Source organism: Streptomyces sp. CB01635, from assembly GCF_002803065.1.
In the GTDB taxonomy this organism is placed as follows: Bacteria; Actinomycetota; Actinomycetes; order Streptomycetales; family Streptomycetaceae; genus Streptomyces.
The window spans coordinates 58,008-77,594 of sequence record NZ_NNBL01000012.1; the positions used below are offsets into that span (position 1 = coordinate 58,008).

Below are 19,587 nucleotides of genomic sequence, written 5' to 3' on the forward strand. Positions count from 1 at the left end.
TCTGACGGATAGTCAGCTACGGGTCGGCTACGGGTGTGGAGGTCGTGCGATGCGCGGGGACCTGGAGTGGGGCACCGTTCCCCAACTGGTGCGTGCGGCAGCCGAACGGTACGGGGAGCGTGAGGCCGTCGTCGAGGGCCGTACGCGCATCTCGTACGCGGAACTCGGCGACCGCGTCGAACGAGCCGCCGCCGCGTGCATCGCGAGCGGCGTCGAGACGGGTGACCGGGTGGCGATCTGGGCGCCCAACACCCTCGACTGGATCGTCTCCGCCCTTGGCGCGGTGAGCGCGGGCGCGGTCCTCGTCCCCCTCAACACCCGCTTCAAAGGTACGGAGGCGGCCTACATCCTGGCCCGCTCCCGCGCGAAGCTCCTGTTCGTGACGGGCACGTTCCTCGGCACCTCGTACGTGGCATCCCTGCGCCGGGCGAACGCCGAACTCCCGCACCTGGAACAGGTCGTTGTCCTCGCCGACACGGCCCCGGACACCTCCCCCGCCGAAGATGACCCGCGCGTATGGCGGACCTGGAAGGACTTCCTGGCGGGCGGCGAGGGAATCTCGGGCGAGACGGTCCGGGCCCGCGCGGCGGGAATCGCCCCGACCTCCCTCTCCGACATCATCTTCACCTCGGGCACCACGGGCCGCCCCAAGGGCGCGGTGATCACCCACGCCCAGACCCTGCGCGGCTACGCGATCTGGTCCGACCTCGCCGGCCTCCGCGAAGGCGACCGCTATCTCATCGTGAACCCGTTCTTCCACACCTTCGGCTACAAGGCGGGCATCATCGCCTGCCTGATGCGCGGCGCGACGATGGTCCCGCAGCCCGTCTTCAACGTGGATACGGTCCTCGCCAACATCGCCGCCGAACGCATCTCCGTACTCCCCGGCCCGCCCACGCTCCACCAGTCACTCCTGGACCACCCGAACCGCACCTCCCACGACCTGTCGGCGCTACGACTCGTGGTGACAGGCGCGGCGGTGGTCCCCCTCCAGCTCGTCGAGCGCCTCCGCTCCGAACTCCACATCGACACCGTCCTCACCGCATACGGCCTCTCCGAGGCGAGCGGCATCGTGACGATGTGCCGTCGCGGCGACGAGGCGTCGGTGATCGCGTCGACGTCCGGCCGGGCGATACCCGACACGGAGGTGCGCGTGGACGCGCCCGGCCCCGGCGAACCCGGCGAGGTCCTGGTCCGCGGCTTCAACGTCATGAGCGGCTACTTCGAGGACGAGGACTCGACCCGCGAGGCGTTCACGGAGGACGGCTGGCTACGGACGGGCGACGTGGGCGTGCTGTCCGACTCGGGAAACCTCCGTATCACCGACCGGATCAAGGACATGTTCATCGTCGGCGGCTTCAACGCCTACCCGGCCGAGATAGAGCAGCTCCTCGGTCTCCACCCGCACGTGGCCGACGTCGCCGTGATCGGCGTCCCGGACGGACGGCTCGGCGAGGTCGGCAAGGCGTACGTCGTACGGCGCCCGGGCTCCGTCCTCACGGCCGACGACCTGATCGCCTGGTCCCGCCGCGAGATGGCGAACTACAAGGTGCCGCGAGAAGTGGAATTCGTGCCCGAACTCCCGCGCAACGCGAGCGGGAAGGTGGTGAAGGGGGAGTTGCGGGGCCGGTGAGCCACCGTGGTCGGTAGCTGTCCGAGGGCGGCACGGATCTCGTCAATCGTCCGCCCGGGCCGCTGGAAGACGTCGGTGGCGGTGTAGCGAAGGAGGAGGCGGACCTCCGGGCACTGGAGGACCTGGTTGAAGCGGTCAATGTCCTTCCGGTGTGCCTCCCGGGAGCCGTGGTACGCGTAGCCCTCGATCTCGACGGCGAGCCCTTCCGCCCGGAACAGGAAGTCCAGAAAGCGGCGCCGCCCGTCCGGCGTACGCAGTTCCACCTGGCTCTCGGGGCAAAGGCCCGCGTCGTGCAGGCGCAGGCGGGCGATTGTCTCGGTGGGGGACCCGGCGCCGGGGTCCGCGAGCTTCAGCAGGCCCCGGCCACGGGACGCCCCGAGCAGCGGCGCGTCCAGCTCGGCGGCGAGCACGGCGGCGGTCGTGAGCGGGGCCCGGCGCACGTGGCCCACCCTGCGCCGGGTGAGCGCCGACTCGACGGCGACCAGCGCGTCGTCCCTCGGACCGGCCCGCAGCAGATCGGCGACGGTGCGGTTCACGTGTGTGAGGCGCAGCCCCCACCGCACCGCGATCTCGCTCGGCGCGAGGGGCATGCGGTGGACGCGGACCCCCGTCCCCTCCCTGCGGATCGTGAGCCCGGGGTCGGTGAAGTCCAGGGTGTGGGTCCCGTGCGCGGGGGTGAGCGTCTCGATCCGCCAGAGCGCGGCGGCGCAGCGATGACTGACGACGAGCCCCGGCTTGAGCAGCTGCACGGCGCGGAGGTGTAGCGGCAGGTCCGGCCTGCGCCCCGGCTCGCCCCACGCCCCGGCGCGCAGCCGAACCCAGCCTTCGCTGCGCAGCCGCCGCGTGAGCGTGCGCGGCGCCCACCCGGCCTCAAGCGCGATGGAGGTGAGCAGTACCCCGCCCTGCACCAACGCCCGCAATTCCGTCCCCGCCATGCGACGACTCTGCCGGAACGGTGGATTTGGCGCTCCGGCCTGTGGATAACGAGGCCATGGCTGCTGCCGCTCGCTTCGGCGGGCGGCAGCAGCGTCCCGGTGATCGAGAACTGGCGCATCCTGCGCTGGGCAGCGAACAACAAGGCAGACCCAGCCCCCGCACCGCTACCCGAGCCGGCGCGACGCCGACGCCCGCCACCCCGACGTACCGGCCGCCCAGCGCAAGGAACGTTCCCCATCCGCAGCGAGAGAGCATCCGCCGGGGTGGACGCCCCCTCACCTACGCCGCCCGAGTCTTCGGCTCCCAATGCGGCACGGCTACCGCGCGCTGTCCGGTGTCCAGCGAAGCGTCATGTCGGGCAGGTTCTCCATATTGCGATCACCATCGCTGGTGTCGAGGACGGTGAAACCGTGGCGCTTGTAGAAGGCGCGGGCTTCGGTGTTCTGCTGAAAGACGTGCAGGGACACCCCCTCAGGACTGTGCCGCCTCACCTCGTCGAGCAGTAGCGTGCCGATTCCCTGCCGACGGACGTCCGGACGCAGATAGAGGTCTTCGAGCACGTCACCGTCAAGAGCCGCATAGCCGGCGATCTCCGCATCACGCACCGCGACCCAAGTACGACATTGCTTGAGCAGGATGTCCCGGACCCATCGGGTCACCTGCTCGTGATTCCGCTTCTGCGGGGGCAGATAGGGCATGGTCGCCGACCGAGAGGTCATGTGGATGCGGGCGATCACGCCTGCATCCGCCTCCGCCGCGCATCGGATACGAGTCTTGCCGTCATCGCTCACGTCGGGAACCTACAAGGCCGGCCAAGACTCGATCCAGCGGTTAACCCGCTGAAGCGGGACGTCGGGGAGCCGTTGCGGCCAGCGGCGCGGCCCCGGACGCGCAGCCCAACGAATCGCCTGCCGCGCACCGGGTCCCTTGATGCCCGGGCAGGGCGGGCGGGGATCGGAGGAGATGGGTCAGTGAGGGGGCGCGGTGGCAAGGGCTGGGTGGCCGGGATCTGCCGAACACTGCTCTCTCGCTGAGCGTCAGCGCTTCAGATCGGCTACGAAGGCTGCCCAGGCGGGGGTACGGAAGAGGAGGACGGGGCCGCCGGAGGGGGCGGTTTTGGAGTCCCGGACGGGCACGAGGGCGGGGTGGCCTTCGGCTCCCTCGACGCAGAGCCCGCCGTCGCCGTTGCGGTAGGCGCTCTTACGCCAGTGCGCGGCGCGCGGGAAGGCCTCGGCGATCTCGACGCATTCGCCGCCGCTGCCGTTGCTGTACGTGCTCTTCCTCCAGCGCGCGGCACTCAGGTCGAAATCGTTACTTGCCATTTCGGTAGTCCTCAGCCGCTTCCTCGATCAGGGCGAGGGACGCCTCCGGCGGCAGAGCGGCGGCCCTGAGCAGATCGTACGACCTGCGGTAGTCCTTCACGAGGGCTGGATAGTCGATGAGTTGGCCGCTGTGGAGACCCTCCGTGTACACCACGGGCGGCGCGTCCGGGAAAGTCATCACCCGGATCATGCCCATCATCATTGGGTGAGCGGCCGCAGTTTCCGGAAGGACCTGTAAAACGCTCTGCGTGGACCGGACCAAACGCACGATGTGCCCCAACTGCTCAGCCATCTCGCCCGGCGGCAGCAGCGGGTTTCGGATCATCGACTCGCGAACGATTCCCCAGAACGTCGGGTGGTCTTCGCGCTCCCAGAGCTTCGCCCGCTTCATACGGGCGCCGACCTGCTTGTCGACGGTCTCTGGCCGCAGCCACGGCAGAGAGGTGTGCACGACGGCCGTGGCGTACTCCTCGGTCTGAAGCAACCCGGGCACGATCATCGGCGCCCAGTCCTCGATGGTCTCCGCGTGCTGTTCCATCTCGGCGACGTCCGCGAAGTACTCCGCGTGCCCCGACTGCCGCGCCTTGCGTGCATCTTCACAACGCCGTTGGAAAAAGCCGTCGGTACCGAGCTTCTCGTCCACGTGCCTGGCCAGGTCCAGGGGCATACGGCGCTCGCCGCGCTCGATCTGGCTGAGGAACGGAACCCCACGGAAGCTTCCTTCCGCCAGTTGTTCGAGGGTGAGCTCCGCCAGTTCCCTCTTGAAGCGCAACTCGGCGCCGTAGAAGGAGGGGACGTTCGCCGACGCGTCGGGATCCTTGCGGGAGGACACAACTCACCACCACCGTTTGCCAGTTGCTCTGCGTAACCCAAACCCCTTTCACGCTACGCCGCCCACCGCCACTGTGTGACTGATTCATCACGGAGTGCACTCGACGGGAAGGCGTACGCATGCACCACCAAACCCCCACCGCTGCCGGCGCGGAGGTAGTGAGCCCGCCTGAACTGGCCGTCGAGCTGCTCGCCGTTCCGAAGGCCGTGCCGGAGCTGCGCAGAACGGTGCGCGGGCACTTGGGTGCGGCCTGCTCCGAAGTGCAGCTCTGTGTGAGCGAGTTGCTGGGGAATGTGATCCGGCATGTGGGGGAGGGGACGCCGGTTCGGGTGCGGGTGGCGCGGTTGGAGGGTGCCGGGGTCCGGGTCGAGGTCACGGATCCCGACCCGCGCGTCCTCCCCGTGCTCCTGTGCGCGACGGGTGAGGACGAGTCGGGGCGGGGCCTCGTACTGCTGGACGCGGTGGCGCTCAGGTGGGGCGTGGAACAGGGCGCGGCGTCGAAGACGGTGTGGTGTGAGGTCGAAGCGGGGGAGGAGTAGTGCTGCTCGCGCTGCTGGGGCGGGTGCTTGCGTGGCTGTTGCCGGGCGGGGGCACCCGGCGCCGGGCCGTCTCGGCGGCGAGGCCGGTGCCGGTCGCGCCGCCGCCCCCGCGCGCGCGGCCCCGTAGCCCGTACGCCCGTGAGGCGGCGGCGGACTACCGGGTCGACGTGTCCGACGAGCCGCTGACCCGCCCCTACTACCGCTACTACCGCCCGACGGAATCCATGTGCGCCGGTTGACCGGCTTGGGGAACACTGCCCGGATGAGCGCCGAAGCCTCCCGGACACCGCAGGAACGGGCCCTTCGTCATGTCGCCTCCGTGGCGTCGGGCCCGCCGGTGGACTCGTCGCTGCGGGTGACGCTCAACTTCCACCCCGACCGCCTGCTGCACGGCAAGCCGATCCTGGACGCGCTGGCGGACGACGGCGTCTACCGCTCGCAGTTCGTCACGGGGACGAGTAATGGTGGGCTGACCGCGTATCCCGGCGGAGACCGGTGGCGCTGGGAGAGCCGGATCTTCGACGCTTCGTACGACGAGGCGCCTGCTCAAGATCGGCCGGTCTACGGGGCGTTGAACTTCCGTCGTAAGGCGATGGGTGGGGCGCCGCGGTTCGGCTCGGCCCACTTCCGGCTGACTGCCGAGGCCGTGGCGCGGACGACGTTCTGCTACCCGGACAGTTTCCTTGAGCCTTCGGACTTCGGTGTCGCCGATCGCATGGGGCTCATCGGCCTCGCCCTGGCCGACAGTAAGGACGACCTCGACGACTACATCGAGGCGCAGGTGCACGGGGCGGTGCGGCCGGACTGCCATGTGGAGGCGCTGGTTCTGGACCCGTGCTACCGGGGAACGCCTGTCGAGGCGGCGGCGTTGCGCCTCGGCTGCCCGGTGGAGTGGCACGGCGGCTTCCGCCTCGGGGTCGAGGAACTCCGCCGTCACCCGGACTACCGAGGCCAGGAGTACGTCGACCTGGGCACGCGGATCGCCGTCGGCGGCGTACTCGATCCCGGCATCATCGGAGACGCGGCCCGTGCCGACCGCTATGACCCGCAGTCGGTCAAGAGGGTGTGGCACTACCTGGCGCGCTTCGGGGCGGGCACGACGACGGGGCCGAGCCGGGCGGGCTCACGGGCCGCCAGAATGCGGCCTGAGTGATCCACCGCGGCCGGACATGACTCGGCCGCGACGGCTCCCCCTCCGCGCCGCCGCGGCCGATCCCCGTCGGGAAGAAAGTCTCAGGCGTCCTTGGGCGGCGCCGGCATGGAGTTGTCCATCGTGGTGATGGTCTCGTCCTTGGGCGGCGCCGGCATGGAGTTGTCCATCGTGGTGATGGTCTCGTCCTTGGGCGGCGCCGGCATGGAGTTGTCCTGCGTCGTGAACTGCGGGTCCTTCTTCTTCTCGGTCATGAGCTTCTGTCCTCTGCTGTTTCGACGAGTGAGGAACGCCCGCCCAGAAGCTCCCCCGAGGGCCGCTGGACGGGCGTTTCGGAGCCGCACACACTAGCTGGCTGGGCTCCTGGCCAGACCGTCTGCCCCCCGACGCGACGGTGTGACACGTATGAGAGTGCCGGGCAGCGATAAACGAATGCTGAACGCCGGCAACTGACCCATGTCAGTGCCGTCGTTCACGCTGCTGTGGCGGGCCTGAGCAAGTTGCGTGCCTCATCGGCTTCTGGGGCCCCGTTCTGTTCGTAGAGGCCGAGTGCCTCCTGCCAGCAGACCCTCGCCCGGTCTGCCTGCCCCAGGGAAGAGAGTGCCCGTCCCAGGAGTGTCAGGACATTGCCCCGCATTCGGTCACCACCAATACAACCCAGGGCGAGGGCTTGTTCGGCGTGCTGAGCTGCTTGTGGCGGGTGCTGGGCGGCGAGGTGTGCAGCGGCGATCCGGAAGTGGGTTGCCCCCTCCCAAAGACGCTGGCGATGCTCGGTAAAGATGCCCAGAGCGTCGGAGAACTGGCCGAGAGCCTCGGCGTGACGGCCGGCGTGGGTGAGGGCCACGCCGAGGGCGTAGTGCCCACTGGCACGACGCATCGGCTTGCCCAGCTCGGCGTGTACTGCCAGTGAGTGCTGGGCGATCTCGACCGCCCTCGCGACGTCGCCCATACCGAGATAGGCGCGCGAGAGATTGGCCAGCGTGACGGCTTCGCCGAGTCTGTTGCTCGCCGCGCGGTGGCCCTCGATTGCCTGGTCGAAACAGGCCTTCCCGTCCGAGTACTGGTGCTGGTGCAGAGAGACGAGGCCCCGGTCATTGGCCACCCAGCTGATCGCGGTCGTGTCTTCCGCGCTGGTTGCGTACTCCATGGCGAGTTGTGCCTGCTCCGCTGCCTGCTGGATACGTCCAGAGACAAGGAGGACGTTGGTGAGTGTCGTCCGCGCCCTGCCCTCGGCGCGAGCGTCTCCCGCAGAGCGCGTGGCATCACACATCGCTCTGGCCGTCGTCTCGTACTGGTGGGAGTTGGCCCCCGACTCGGTCAGGTCTTTCGCCGCCCACAGCAGATCCACGGCCCGCCGCAACCGGTCCGTGCCCGCGGCCTGTCGCACGCAGGCAAGCAGAGCGGCAGCCTCGGTATAGAGCCAATCCAAAGCAGCGGCCCCTTCGGTGAACCGCAGCCCCGCGTACTGCGTCGCCTCCAAGTGATCCACCAGGCGATCCCCCGGCCGCTCTATGGCGTAAACCCTGGCCGCAGTAGCCAGATAAAAGTCCAGCAGCCGAGACATCGCCGCCTCCCGCTCCTCCGGCGGCAGTTCGTCCCGTTCCGCGCACGCACGCGCGTAGAGCCGGACCAGGTCGTGGTAGCGGTAGCGGCCGGGCGCTGCTGACTCGAGGAGGGACGTGTCCACCAACGACTCCAGGAGATCTTCCGTTGACTCCCCCGGGAGGTCCAGCACCGCCGCTGCCGCCGCCAGGGAGATGTCCGGGCCGTCCGCGAGCCCCAGCAACCGGAACGCTCGGGCCTGGGCCGGCTCCAACTGGCCGTAGCCCAGTTCGAACGTTGCCTTGACCGCCAGGTCGCCCGCCTGGAGTTCGTCCAGGCGGCGGCGCTCGTCGGCGAGTTTCGCCGCCAGGACCGAGACCGTCCATGTGCGGCGGGCCGCCAGGCGCGAGGCCGCGATGCGGATCGCCAAGGGGAGGAAGCCGCAGGCGGCGACCACGTCCAGGGCCGCCTCCCGTTCCGAGGCCACCCTCTCCGCGCCCACGATCTTCGTGAAGAGCTGGAGCGCCTCCTCCGGCGACATCACGTCCAGGTCCACGAGATGCGCGCCCACCAGGTCGACCATCCGCACCCGGCCCGTGATGAGCGCGGCGCAGCCCTCCGTGCCGGGGAGCAGGGGACGGACCTGCGCGGCGTCGCGGGCGTTGTCCAGGAGGACCAGGACGCGGCGGCCGTCGAGCGTGGAGCGGTAGAGCGCGGAGCGCTCCTCCAGGGAGTCAGGGATCGCCGAGTCCGCCGTGCCGAGCGCGCGCAGGAACGAGCCGAGGACCGTCTCCGGCTCCGCCGCGCGCGAGCCCGCGCCCTGGAGGTCGACGTACAGCTGGCCGTCGGGGAACGAGGGGCGGGCGGCGTGGGCCACGTGGACGGCGAGCGTCGTCTTTCCCACGCCGCCGATGCCGGCCACCGCCGACACCGCCATGACCTGGCCCTCCCCGTCGGGGGAGGAGGCCGAGGACAGGATGTCGCGCAGCTCGGTCACGAATGAGGCGCGGCCCGTGAAGTCCGGGACCGTTGCCGGGAGCTGGGCGGGCCGGAGGGGGGCCGCCGAAGGTTCCGCCGTCGGGGTGGAGGGTTCCGCGAGCGCCGGGTCGGCCTGGAGGATGCGCTGCTGGAGTTCGGCGAGGCCGGGGCGCGGGTCGACGCCGAGTTCGTCGGCGAGGAGGCGGCGCGTGTCGGCGTAGACGGCGAGGGCCTCGGCCTGGCGGCCGGAGCGGTAGAGGGCCAGCATGAGCAGTTCGCGCAGGCGCTCGCGCAGGGGGTGCGCCGCGGTGAGGGCGGTGAGTTCGGAGACCGCCTCCGCGTGGCAGCCCTGCTCCAGGTCCATGTCGAGGCGGGATTCGAGCAGGCCGAGGCGCCATTCCTCGAGGCGGGCGCGCTGGGTCTCGGCGTAGGGGCCGGGGATGTTGGCGAGAGGCTCGCCGTCCCACAGGGCCAGCGCCCGGCTGACCAGCTCGCGCGCCTTGCACAGGTCCCCGGCGCCCCGGGCCTTCTCGGCGTCGGAGCGCAGCGCCTCCGCCGCGGCCAGGTCGAGCGCGTCGCCGCTGACGGAGCGGATCGCGTAGCCGCCGGACTCGCTGACGAGGACGCCGGGGCCGAGGATCTTGCGCAGGCGGGAGGCGTACGTGCGGACGGCCGCGAGGGCCTGCGACGGGGACTCGTCGCCCCACAGGGCGTCGATCAGCTCGGCGGCCGTCGCGGTGCGCCCCTCGCGCAGCAGGAGTGCCGCGAGCAGGGCGCGCTGCTGCGGGGAGCCCGTGGTCAGGAGCTCGTCGCCGCGCCAGGCGCGCACCGGGCCGAGCACACTGAAGCGCAGGCCCGCCGGGACCTCCGTGGCCGCGGGCAGCTCGGCGCTCCCGGTGCCCTCGGAGGTCCCGGCGCACCGCTGCTCCGGTACCCGCGGTACACCGTCCATCGCTGCCCCCTGCCGCATGCGTCAGATCCAAAGACGACGAGGCCAGTTTGCCTTGTTCATGGCGGATACGTCAGCCGCGCGAGACAGCCATCACAGACACCTCACCTCATGTCCCCGCCGTCCAGAGAGCTGACGGGTCGTCAGATCGGCGCTACCGTGGTCGACATGGAGACCACGGAGACCAAGAAGGAGACCGGGGAGAGCCCGCGGGTCTTTCCCCGGATCATTTCGGTGGATGACCACACTGTGGAACCGCCCGGCGTCTGGCAGGACCGCCTCCCGGCCAAGTACCGGGACGAAGGCCCGCGCATCGTGCGCGCGCCCCTGAAGGAAATGACGTTCCTGGGCGGCAAGTTCGCGCCCGTCATGGGCGCGCCCGGGGAGGAGGGGCCGATAGGTGACTGGTGGGTCTACGAAGACCTGCACCGGCCCCTCACCCGACTCGACACCGCCGTCGGATACGACCGCGACGAGATCAAGCTCGAGGTCATCACGTACGAGCAGATGCGCAAGGGCTCGTACGACGTGCCGGCCCGGCTCGCCGACATGGACGTCAACCACGTCCAGTCCGCGCTCTGTTTCCCCACCTTTCCGCGTTTTTGCGGGCAGACGTTCACCGAGGCCAAGAACCGCGAGCTCGGGCTGCTCGGTGTGCGGGCGTACAACGACTGGATGGTGGAGGAGTGGTGCGGGCCGCAGGCGCAGGGGCGGCTGATACCGCTCACCCTCGTCCCGCTGTGGGACGCCGAGCTCGCCGCGGCGGAGGTGCGACGCAACGCCGCCCGGGGCGTGCGTGCCGTCGCCTTCTCCGAGATACCGCCCCACCTGGGACTGCCCTCCGTCCACACGGACGAGTGGGACCCCTTCCTGCGGGCCTGTGACGAGACCGGCACCGTCATCGCCATGCACATCGGGTCGTCCAGCAAGATGCCGTCGACCTCGGCCGACGCGCCGCCCGCCGTCGGCTCGACCATCACCTTCGCCAACTGCTGCTTCTCGATGGTCGACTGGCTCATGAGCGGCAAGTTCGAGCGCTTCCCGAACCTCAGGATCATGTATGCCGAGGGCCAGATCGGCTGGATCCCGTACATCCTGGAGCGCGCGGATGTGGTCTGGGAGGAGAATCGCGGCTGGGGCGGCGTCGCCGACAAGGTCCGCAAGCGGCCCTCCGAGTACTTCGCCGATCACGTATACGGCTGCTTCTTCGACGACGCGTTCGGGCTCAGGAACCTCGACGCGATCGGTGTCGCGAACGTGCTCTACGAGACCGACTACCCGCATTCCGACTCCACCTGGCCGAAGTCCAAGGAGGTCGGCGAGGCGCAGATGGGGCACCTGGACACGGACGTCGTCGAGCGCATCGTGCGCGGCAACGCCATCGACCTGCTGGGGCTGACCGACGACGGGCTCTGGGCGGGGCAGGGTGGTGAGTGACCCCATGACGTCCGGGACGTCGCACCTCGCCTACGGCATCCAGCTCCCCGTCCAGTCCCAGTCCACGATGTACGCCGAGGGCTGGGAGGCCGGGGCCGGCGCCGCCGACCTCGCCGAGATCGCCCGCACCGCCGACCGCACAGGCTTCGACTACATCGCCTGCTGCGACCACGTCGCCATCCCCCGCCGCCTCGCCGACGCGATGAGCACCGTCTGGTACGACCCGGTGGCCACGCTCGCCTACCTCGCGGGCATCACCGAGAACGTGCGCCTCATGAGCCACGTCGCGATCGTCGGCCTGCGCCACCCGCTGGCCACCGCCAAGCAGTACGCCACCCTCGACCATCTCTCCGGGGGCCGCCTGATCCTCGGGGTCGGGGCAGGGCACGTACAGGAGGAGTTCGAGGCGCTCGGGGTCGACTTCGCGCGGCGCGGGGCCGTGCTCGACGAGGCCTTGGACGCACTGAAGGCGGCGCTCGGGCCCGAGGAGTATCCGTCGTTCAAGGGGGAGCGGTACGCGTTCGAGGGGCTCGGGCAGCGGCCGCGTCCCGCGCAGAGCCGCGTCCCCGTGTGGGTGGGCGGCTCCTCGGCTCCCGCTGTGCGCCGCGCCGCCGTGAAGGGGGACGGGTGGCTGCCGCAGGGGGACACGCGCGACCAACTCCCCGCACAGGTCGCGAAGTTGAAGCGGCTGCGGGAGGAGGCGGGCATCGAGGCTCCCGTCACCGTGGGAGCGATCGCCGAGCCCCTGTACGTGGGCGAGCCCGCCTGGCATGTCGGCCGACGCACCCTGTCCGGCGCCCCGCAGGCCCTCGCCGAGTCGCTGCGTGCGTACGGCGCGATGGGTGTGAACCAGATCCAGGTCCGGTTCCGCTCCCGGAGCCTGGGTGAACTCACCGACCAGATGGCGGCGTTCGGTGCCGACGTCGCTCCGCACCTGAACGACTGAGCACCTGAACGACCAGGCAACGACCAGGCACCTCACCGATTGGGAGTACCGGCATGGGCAAGCTGGACGGGCGCGTCGTCGTCATCACGGGCGCGGCGCGCGGGCAGGGCGAGCAGGAGGCGCGGCTGTTCGCCGCGGAGGGCGCCAAGGTGGTGCTCGGGGATGTCCTCGACGACCAGGGCGAGGCGCTCGCCAAGGAGATCGGCGGGCTCTACGTCCATCTGGACGTGAGCCGCGAGGACGACTGGGCGGCCGCCGTCGTCGCCGCGAAGAAGGCGTACGGGAAGATCGACGGGCTCGTGAACAACGCGGGGATCCTGCGGTTCAACGAGCTGGTGAGCACGCCCCTGGACGAGTTCCAGCAGATCATCCAGGTCAACCAGGTGGGTGCCTTCCTCGGGATCAAGACCGTCGCGCCCGAGATCGAGGCCGCCGGCGGCGGTTCGATAGTGAACACGGCCTCCTACACGGGGGTGACGGGCATGGCGTACGTCGGCGCGTACACCGCCACCAAGCACGCCATCGTGGGGCTGACGAAGGTGGCGGCCCTCGAGCTGGCCGCGAAGAAGATCCGCGTGAACGCCGTCTGCCCCGGCGCCATCGACACCGCCATGAGCAATCCCTCGCAGCTGGACCCGGGCGCGGACACCGAGGAGGCCTCGCAGGCCCTCGACGAGCTGTACCGCAAGCTGGTGCCGCTGGGGCGGGTCGGGCAGCCCGAGGAGGTGGCGCGGCTCGCGCTGTTCCTCACCGCACAGGAGGACTCCGCGTACATCACGGGCCAGCCGTTCGTCATCGACGGCGGGTGGCTGGCGGGCGTCAGCGTGCTGTGATCTTTTCCGGATGTGACGCTGCATCAGGTATTGACGCTGTACGGGCACGGTGGAACAGTCGGCACATCGAATCTGACGGTACGTCAGAAAGAGCGCAAGAGCCTCTGACGCAGCCGCCGGTCACAGACAGGGGACGGTGAACCTCCTTGGAATTCGGGCTCTTTGTACAGGGATATGTGGGCAAGCGGGCCGAGACCGACCCGCTCGCCGAGCACAAGGCGCTGATGGAGGAGACCGAGTACGTCATCCAGGCGGACAAGTCGGGCTTCAAGTACGCCTGGGCGTCCGAGCACCACTTCCTGGAGGAGTACTCGCACCTCTCCGCCAACGACGTCTTCCTCGGCTACCTCGCCCACGCCACCGAACGCATCCACCTCGGCTCCGGCATCTTCAACCCGCTCGCCCAGGTCAACCACCCGGTGAAGGTGGCCGAGAAGGTCGCCATGCTCGACCATCTCAGCGAGGGTCGGCACGAGTTCGGCAGCGGGCGCGGCGCGGGCAGCCACGAGATCCTCGGCTTCATCCCCGGCGTCACCGACATGAACTACACGAAGGAGATCTGGGAAGAGACCATCGCCGAGTTCCCGAAGATGTGGCTCCAGGAGGAGTACGTCGGGTTCAAGGGCAAACACTGGCAGCTGCCGCCGCGCAAGATCTTCCCCAAGCCGTACGGGAAGGCGCACCCCGCCATGTGGTACGCGGCCGGTTCCCCGCCCTCGTACGCGATGGCCGCCAGGAAGGGCCTCGGCGTCCTGGGCTTCAGTGTCCAGAAGGTCTCCGACATGGAGTGGGTGCTCGACCAGTACAAGTCGAACATCGGCAAGGCGGAGCCCGTCGGGGCCTTCGTCAACGACAACGTCATGGTGACCTCGACCGCGATCTGCGCGCCGACACACGCGGAGGCCGTACGGATCGCCGCGAACGGCGGGCTGCACTACCTCCAGTCGCTCGTCTTCCGCTACCACGACACGTTCCCGCGGCCCGAGGGCTTCCCCGTGTGGCCCGAGACGCTGCCCGAGTTCAACGAGGAGATCATCGAACTCCTCATCGCCGAGGAGCTGCTGATCTGCGGCGACCCGGACGAGGTGCTCACGCAGTGCAAGCGGTGGGAGCAGGCGGGCGCCGACCAGCTGTCGTTCGGCATGCCGATCGGCATCTCCAAGGAGGACACGCTCCAGTCGATCAAGCTCATCGGCGAGCACGTCATTCCGAAGATCGATACGGATCCGGTGCACCGGACCACGCGCTTCCGTGAGGCCGTCTGATCCGGCCGGTCACCCATGGACCGCCCCGGCCCCTCCCTTCCCGGACGGGGGCCGGGGCCCCCTGGGGTCACGGGTTGCACGGGTGACCGACGTGGGGCTGTGCCCCGGACCCCCTGTCGCCCTTCGGGCTCGTCATCGAACGCCGGACGGGCTGGATCGGCGCCCGCGAACCCGCCACCACTCACCCTTCAGGAGGGGGACGACCTCGTGCTCGATCATCTGATCAAGGGAGCGACCGTAGTCGACGGGACGGGAGCCCCCGCCTACGTCGCCGACGTGGGGATACGTGACGGGCGTATCGCCGTCATCGCCGAGCCGGGGGCCGTGACCGAGCCCGCGGGCAGCAGTGAGGACGCGCGGGGACGGATTCTCGCGCCCGGCTTCGTCGACCCGCACACCCACTACGACGCCCAGCTGTTCTGGGACCCGTACGCGACGCCCTCCCTGAACCACGGCGTGACGACCGTCGCGGGCGGCAACTGCGGCTTCACGCTCGCGCCGCTGCACCCGGAGCGGCCCGAGGACGCCGACTACACGCGGCGGATGATGTCCAAGGTCGAGGGCATGTCGCTGGTCGCGCTAGAGGAGGGCGCGCCCTGGAGCTGGAACTCGTTCGGTGAGTATCTCGACGCCCTCGACGGGCGGATCGCCGTCAACGCCGGTTTCATGGTGGGGCACTGCGCGTTGCGCCGGTACGTGATGGGCGCGGACGCGGTCGGCGGGCAGCCGACGCCCGAGCAGCTGGAGCAGATGCTCGCCCTGTTCCACGAGGCGATGGACGCGGGCGCGTGGGGCTTCTCGACCACCCAGTCCTCGACGCACTCGGACGGTGACGGGCAGCCGGTCGCTTCGCGGCACGCGCGGCCCGAGGAGCTGCTCGCGCTGAGCCGGGCCGTCGCCGAGCACGAGGGCACGCAGATCGAGGCGATCGTGGCCGGGTGCCTCGACCAGTTCAGCGACGACGAGATCGACCTGTTCGTGGAGATGAGTGCCGCCGCCGGGCGGCCCCTGAACTGGAACGTCCTCACCATCGACGCGGCCGTCCCCGAGCGGGTGCCGCGCCAGCTGATCCCCAGCGAGCGGGCCCGCAAGGCCGGCGGCCGGATCGTCGCGCTGACCATGCCGATCCTGACGCCCATGAACATGTCGCTCGGCACGTTCTGCGCCCTGAATCTCATCCCCGGCTGGGGCGAGGTCCTCTCCCTGCCCGTCGACGAGCGGATCGCGAAGCTGCGCGACCCGGACGTGCGGTCCGAGATGCTGCGGCGCGCGGACAGCAAGGAGGCCGGTGTCTTCCGGCGGCTCGCCCACTTCGGGCGGTACGTCATCGGGGACACGTACTCGCAGGCGAACGAGGGCCTGACCGGGCGCGTGGTGAACGACATCGCGGCCGAGCGCGGCCAGGAACCCTTCGAGTGCCTCGTCGAGATCTGTGCCAACGACCGTCTGCGGACGGTCCTCTGGCCCATGCCCAGCGACAACGACCCGGACTCGTGGGCGCTGCGCGCCGAGACCTGGAGCCACGAGGACGTGCTGCTCGGCGGGTCCGACGCGGGGGCGCACCTGGACCGGATGTGCGGGGCGCCGTACACGACCCGCTTCCTCGGGGACTGTCTGCGCGGGCGGAAGCTGGCCGGGATCGAGGAGGCGGTGAAGATGCTCACCGACGATCCGGCGCGGCTCTTCGGGCTGCGTGAACGCGGCCGGATCGAGGAGGGCTGGCACGCGGACCTCGTCCTGTTCGACCCGGAGCGGATCGACGCGGGCAAGGCCACCCTCGTCCACGACCTGCCCGGCGACAGCCCGCGCCTCGACTCGAAGGCGATCGGCATCAACGCGGTGTGGGTCAACGGCGTCGAGGTCATCCGCGAGGACGTCGTGACCGGGGCCGTGCCCGGGACGGTGCTGCGGTCGGGCCGCGACACGAGGACGGTGTCCACCAAGTGACGCGTCAAGTGGACGATTCCCAGCGGTTGTTCATCGGCGGCGAGTGGACCGAGCCGGACGGCGGGCATTACGAGGTCGTCGACCCGGCGTCGGAGGAGGTCGTGGGGCTCGCCCCCGAGGCGTCCCGCGCGCAGGTCCATGACGCGGCGTCGGCGGCCCGCGAGGCCTTCGGATCGTGGTCGCGTACGAAGCCGGAGGAGCGCGCCGCGATCCTGGACCGGGCCGCCGACGTGATGCAGCGCGACTTCGCGGCGAACGCGGAGCTCGCGCAGGCGGAGAGCGGCGCGACGAGCGGGACCGCCCGCGGCATGCAGGTCGCGGTGGGTGTGGCGCGGTTCCGCCGCTATGCGAAGGGCGCGCTCGAACCGGTCGAGCAGGCACTGCCGCCGCAGATCAGCGAGGCGGGGCCGATGGGGAAGGCGGGTGTCCTCGGGGCGCTCGCGGTAAGGCAGCCCGTCGGCGTCGTCACCTGCATCACCTCGTACAACAACCCGTGGGCGAATCCGGCGGGCAAGGTCGCCCCGGCACTCGCCATGGGAAACACGGTCGTCGTGAAGCCGGCCCCGCAGGATCCGCTGTCGGTGTACCGGATGGCGGCCGCTCTGGAGGAGGCGGGGGCGCCGCCCGGTGTGGTGAACGTGGTCAGCGGGACGGCTGTGGACGTGGGTGAGGCGGCCGTCGACTCGCCGGACGTCGACATGGTCAGCTTCACCGGCTCCACCGCGGTCGGCCGGCGCATCGGCGAGGTGTGCGGGCGCGGCATGAAGCGGCAGCTGATGGAGCTGGGCGGGAAGGGCGCGGCGCTCGTCTTCGACGACCTGGACGAGGCGGGCCTCGCCTCGGCGGTCGCGGGGATCGGCACGACGTACGCCTTCTACAGCGGGCAGATCTGCACGGCGCCGACGCGGGTGATCGCGCAGCGCGGGGTGTACGACGCGCTCGTCTCGAAGCTCACCGAGTACATCGGCTTCATGAAGGTCGGGGATCCGAGGGCGCGGGGGACGGTCGTCGGGCCGGTGATCTCTGCGGCGCACCGCGACCGCGTCGAGTCGTACGTCGAACTGGGTCGCAAGGAGGGTGCGCGGGTCGTCGCGGGCGGCGAGCGGCCCGCCCTCGACAAGGGCTTCTACGTCGCTCCGGCGCTCCTCGCGGACTGCAGAGACGACATGCGGGTCGTGCGGGAGGAGATCTTCGGCCCGGTCGTGGTGGTGGTGCCCTTCGACGAGGAGGAGGAGGGAGTGGCCCTCGCCAACGACAGCGAGTACGGGCTCATCGACTACGTCTGGTCGGGGGACGTGGCGCGGGCGTTCCGGGTGGCGCGGCGGCTGCGGGCCGGCGGGGTCGGCGTGAACACGGTCGGCCGGAACATGGAGGCCCCGTTCGGCGGGTTCAAGCAGAGCGGCGTGGGCCGGGACGTGGGCTCGTACGCACTGCACGCCTACAGCGAGCTCCAGTCGATCGTCTGGCAGGGGTAACCGGCGGAAACATCACACGGAAAATTTCGAACCCGGCAAAACGGGCGCCGCTGCGATTACCGAATATCGGACGTCGGCGGTTATTCCTTCCGATGAATGGGGTTAACCTGAAGATGCCTTGAGGGCGTGGGATGGTTGCGTGAATCGGCCATCGATTCAAAGGTGGCCGGTTTCAGGTCTTATCCCCCTTATGCGGAAACCGCAGCATTTAACGTCCTGTTCATGACTGAGCTGGACGCGCGGCCGACACGGGCTGCCCACGACACGGCAGGCGGCGCCCCCGACGGGGGCGTCCGCAGCAAGGGCCTCGGCGGGAACTCCGTCGGGCTGGTCGGCAGCGCGGTCATCGGTATCTCGACCGTGGCGCCCGTCTACTGCCTGACCTCCACGCTCGGCTCCACGGCCGGTGAGGTCGGCCTCCAGATGCCCGCCGTCTTCCTGGCCGGGTTCCTGCCGATGCTGCTCGTCGCCTTCGCGTACCGCGAGCTGAACAAGGCCATGCCCGACTGCGGCACGTCCTTCACCTGGACCGTGAAGGCCTTCGGCCCGCGCGTGGGGTGGATGTGCGGCTGGGGCCTGGTCATCGCGACGATCATCGTCCTGTCCAACCTGGCGGGCGTCGCCACGTCGTACTTCTGGCTCCTCGCGGGCGAGATCACCGGCAATGCGTCCATCGGCTCCCTGGACGACAACAAGGCCGTCCACATCGTCACCTGCCTCGCCCTCATCGCCGCCGCGACGGCGATCAGCTACCGCGGCATGACCGCGACGAAGGGCGTCCAGTTCACGCTGGTCGGCCTGCAGCTCGTCGTGCTCGCCGTGTTCGTCGTGATGGCCGTCGTGAAGGCGGGATCGGCGGACTTCCCCACGTCCGTGCCGTTCTCCTGGACGTGGCTCGACCCGTTCTCGGTGAAGTCGTTCGGCGCGTTCACCGCGGGCCTGTCCCTGTCGATCTTCATGTACTGGGGCTGGGACACCTGCCTCACCGCGAACGAGGAGACCATCGGCAGCGAGAAGACGCCCGGCCGCGCCGCCCTCATCGCGATGGTCGTCCTCGTCGGCTCCTACCTCGCCACCGGCGTCGCCGCCCAGATGGTCGTCGGCTCCGGCGGCAAGGGCCTCGGCCTCGCCAACCCCGCGACGTCCGACAACGTCTTCGCCGCCCTCGCGGGCCCCGTCATGGGCCCCACCCTCGGCATCCTGCTCTTCGTCGCCGTCCTCGCCTCGGCCGCGGCCAGCCTGCAGACCACGTTCATCCCGGTCGCCCGCACCGTCCTCGCCATGGCGACGTACGAGGCGCTGCCCGCCTCCTACGCCCGCGTCCACCCGCGCTTCAAGACCCCGGGCCGCGCCACGGTCACCGCGGGCGTCGCCACCGGCGTGTTCTACACCGTCATGACGCTGGTCTCCGAGCACGTACTCGTCGACACGATCTACGCGCTCGGCCTCATGATCTGTTTCTACTACGCGCTCACGGCGTTCGCCTGCGCCTGGTACTTCCGCTCCGAGCTGCTGCGCTCGCCGAGGGACTTCTTCTTCAAGGCGCTCTTCCCGGTCCTCGGCGGCGTCCTGCTGTCCGCCGTGTTCGTGAAGACCCTCGTCGACATGTGGAACCCGGCCTACGGCAGTGGGTCCTCCGTCCTCGGCGTCGGCTCCGTCTTCGTGATCGGCGTGGGCCTGCTGCTCGTCGGCTTCGTGATCATGCTGGTGATGGGACGGCGCAGCCCGGCGTTCTTCCGCGGCGAGGTGCTGACGCGGGAGACGCCGGTGCTGGTCGTCGAGGACTAGGCGTTGTCGGTCCAG

The 19,587-nt window shown here is 70.0% G+C and carries 17 protein-coding genes; 11 read left to right on the forward strand and 6 right to left on the reverse strand.

Going from position 1 to position 19,587, the window contains the following annotated elements; translation table 11 throughout:
• Positions 1-49: 49 nt before the first annotated feature.
• Positions 50-1,633, forward strand: coding sequence for a FadD3 family acyl-CoA ligase (locus CG723_RS26735; RefSeq protein WP_100596053.1), 1,584 nt, complete (start codon positions 50-52; stop codon positions 1,631-1,633).
• On the opposite strand, the gene CG723_RS26740 is transcribed toward CG723_RS26735, so the two are convergent.
• The 4 genes from CG723_RS26740 to CG723_RS26755 all read right to left on the reverse strand — a co-directional run bounded on the left by CG723_RS26740 (position 1,543) and on the right by CG723_RS26755 (position 4,723).
• The gene (locus CG723_RS26740) at positions 1,543-2,568 is read right to left on the reverse strand and encodes a hypothetical protein (RefSeq protein WP_159032548.1); all 1,026 of its coding nucleotides are present in this window, start codon (positions 2,566-2,568) and stop codon (positions 1,543-1,545) included. The two genes, CG723_RS26735 and CG723_RS26740, sit on opposite strands and share 91 nt — an antisense overlap.
• A gap of 318 nt (positions 2,569-2,886) precedes the next feature.
• Positions 2,887-3,360, reverse strand: a complete 474-nt coding sequence (locus tag CG723_RS26745) for a GNAT family N-acetyltransferase (RefSeq protein WP_100596054.1) — start codon at positions 3,358-3,360, stop codon at positions 2,887-2,889.
• 246 nt (positions 3,361-3,606) lie between these two features.
• A complete protein-coding gene (locus CG723_RS26750; RefSeq protein WP_100596055.1) occupies positions 3,607-3,891 on the reverse strand; it encodes a DUF397 domain-containing protein in 285 nt (94 codons plus the stop codon).
• Positions 3,881-4,723 carry a helix-turn-helix domain-containing protein gene (locus CG723_RS26755; RefSeq protein WP_100596056.1) on the reverse strand — a complete coding sequence of 281 codons (843 nt, stop codon included), beginning with the start codon at positions 4,721-4,723 and terminating at the stop codon, positions 3,881-3,883. The genes CG723_RS26750 and CG723_RS26755 overlap by 11 nt, the downstream gene beginning before the upstream one ends.
• Positions 4,724-4,842: 119 nt before the next feature.
• On the opposite strand from CG723_RS26755, the gene CG723_RS26760 reads away from it, so the two are divergent.
• Genes CG723_RS26760 through CG723_RS26770 form a run of 3 tightly spaced genes read left to right on the forward strand, consistent with a single transcriptional unit; the run spans position 4,843 to position 6,415 of the window.
• Positions 4,843-5,262 (forward strand): ATP-binding protein, encoded by a 420-nt coding sequence (locus tag CG723_RS26760; RefSeq protein WP_100596057.1) that lies wholly within the window; start codon positions 4,843-4,845, stop codon positions 5,260-5,262.
• Positions 5,262-5,501, forward strand: coding sequence for a hypothetical protein (locus CG723_RS26765; protein WP_100596058.1), 240 nt, complete (start codon positions 5,262-5,264; stop codon positions 5,499-5,501). The genes CG723_RS26760 and CG723_RS26765 overlap by 1 nt, the downstream gene beginning before the upstream one ends.
• Before the next feature lie 23 nt (positions 5,502-5,524).
• Entirely contained in the window at positions 5,525-6,415 is an 891-nt protein-coding gene (locus tag CG723_RS26770) for a DUF3626 domain-containing protein (protein WP_100596059.1), read from the forward strand.
• Between the two features lie 80 nt (positions 6,416-6,495).
• Here the strand turns inward: CG723_RS26770 and CG723_RS47020 are convergent, their stop codons facing one another.
• On the reverse strand, positions 6,496-6,666 hold the full coding sequence (locus CG723_RS47020) for a hypothetical protein (RefSeq protein WP_165914673.1): 171 nt from the start codon (positions 6,664-6,666) through the stop codon (positions 6,496-6,498).
• 218 nt (positions 6,667-6,884) lie between these two features.
• Positions 6,885-9,884 (reverse strand): AfsR/SARP family transcriptional regulator, encoded by a 3,000-nt coding sequence (locus CG723_RS26775; RefSeq protein WP_100596060.1) that lies wholly within the window; start codon positions 9,882-9,884, stop codon positions 6,885-6,887.
• A gap of 165 nt (positions 9,885-10,049) precedes the next feature.
• Between CG723_RS26775 and CG723_RS26780 the strand changes: the two genes are divergently transcribed.
• The 7 genes from CG723_RS26780 to CG723_RS26810 all read left to right on the forward strand — a co-directional run bounded on the left by CG723_RS26780 (position 10,050) and on the right by CG723_RS26810 (position 19,572).
• Entirely contained in the window at positions 10,050-11,318 is a 1,269-nt protein-coding gene (locus CG723_RS26780; protein WP_100596174.1) for an amidohydrolase family protein, read from the forward strand.
• A gap of 4 nt (positions 11,319-11,322) precedes the next feature.
• Positions 11,323-12,264, forward strand: coding sequence for an LLM class F420-dependent oxidoreductase (locus tag CG723_RS26785; protein WP_100596061.1), 942 nt, complete (start codon positions 11,323-11,325; stop codon positions 12,262-12,264).
• A gap of 53 nt (positions 12,265-12,317) precedes the next feature.
• The gene (locus CG723_RS26790; protein ID WP_100596062.1) at positions 12,318-13,097 is read left to right on the forward strand and encodes an SDR family NAD(P)-dependent oxidoreductase; all 780 of its coding nucleotides are present in this window, start codon (positions 12,318-12,320) and stop codon (positions 13,095-13,097) included.
• Positions 13,098-13,243: 146 nt separating this feature from the next.
• Positions 13,244-14,362, forward strand: a complete 1,119-nt coding sequence (locus tag CG723_RS26795; RefSeq protein WP_100596063.1) for an LLM class flavin-dependent oxidoreductase — start codon at positions 13,244-13,246, stop codon at positions 14,360-14,362.
• 207 nt (positions 14,363-14,569) lie between these two features.
• Entirely contained in the window at positions 14,570-16,309 is a 1,740-nt protein-coding gene (locus tag CG723_RS26800; RefSeq protein WP_100596064.1) for an N-acyl-D-amino-acid deacylase family protein, read from the forward strand.
• Positions 16,306-17,784 carry an aldehyde dehydrogenase family protein gene (locus CG723_RS26805; RefSeq protein ID WP_234374529.1) on the forward strand — a complete coding sequence of 493 codons (1,479 nt, stop codon included), beginning with the start codon at positions 16,306-16,308 and terminating at the stop codon, positions 17,782-17,784. Before CG723_RS26800 ends, CG723_RS26805 begins: the two co-directional genes overlap by 4 nt.
• Before the next feature lie 222 nt (positions 17,785-18,006).
• Entirely contained in the window at positions 18,007-19,572 is a 1,566-nt protein-coding gene (locus CG723_RS26810; RefSeq protein ID WP_100596066.1) for an APC family permease, read from the forward strand.
• Positions 19,573-19,587: the final 15 nt, after the last annotated feature.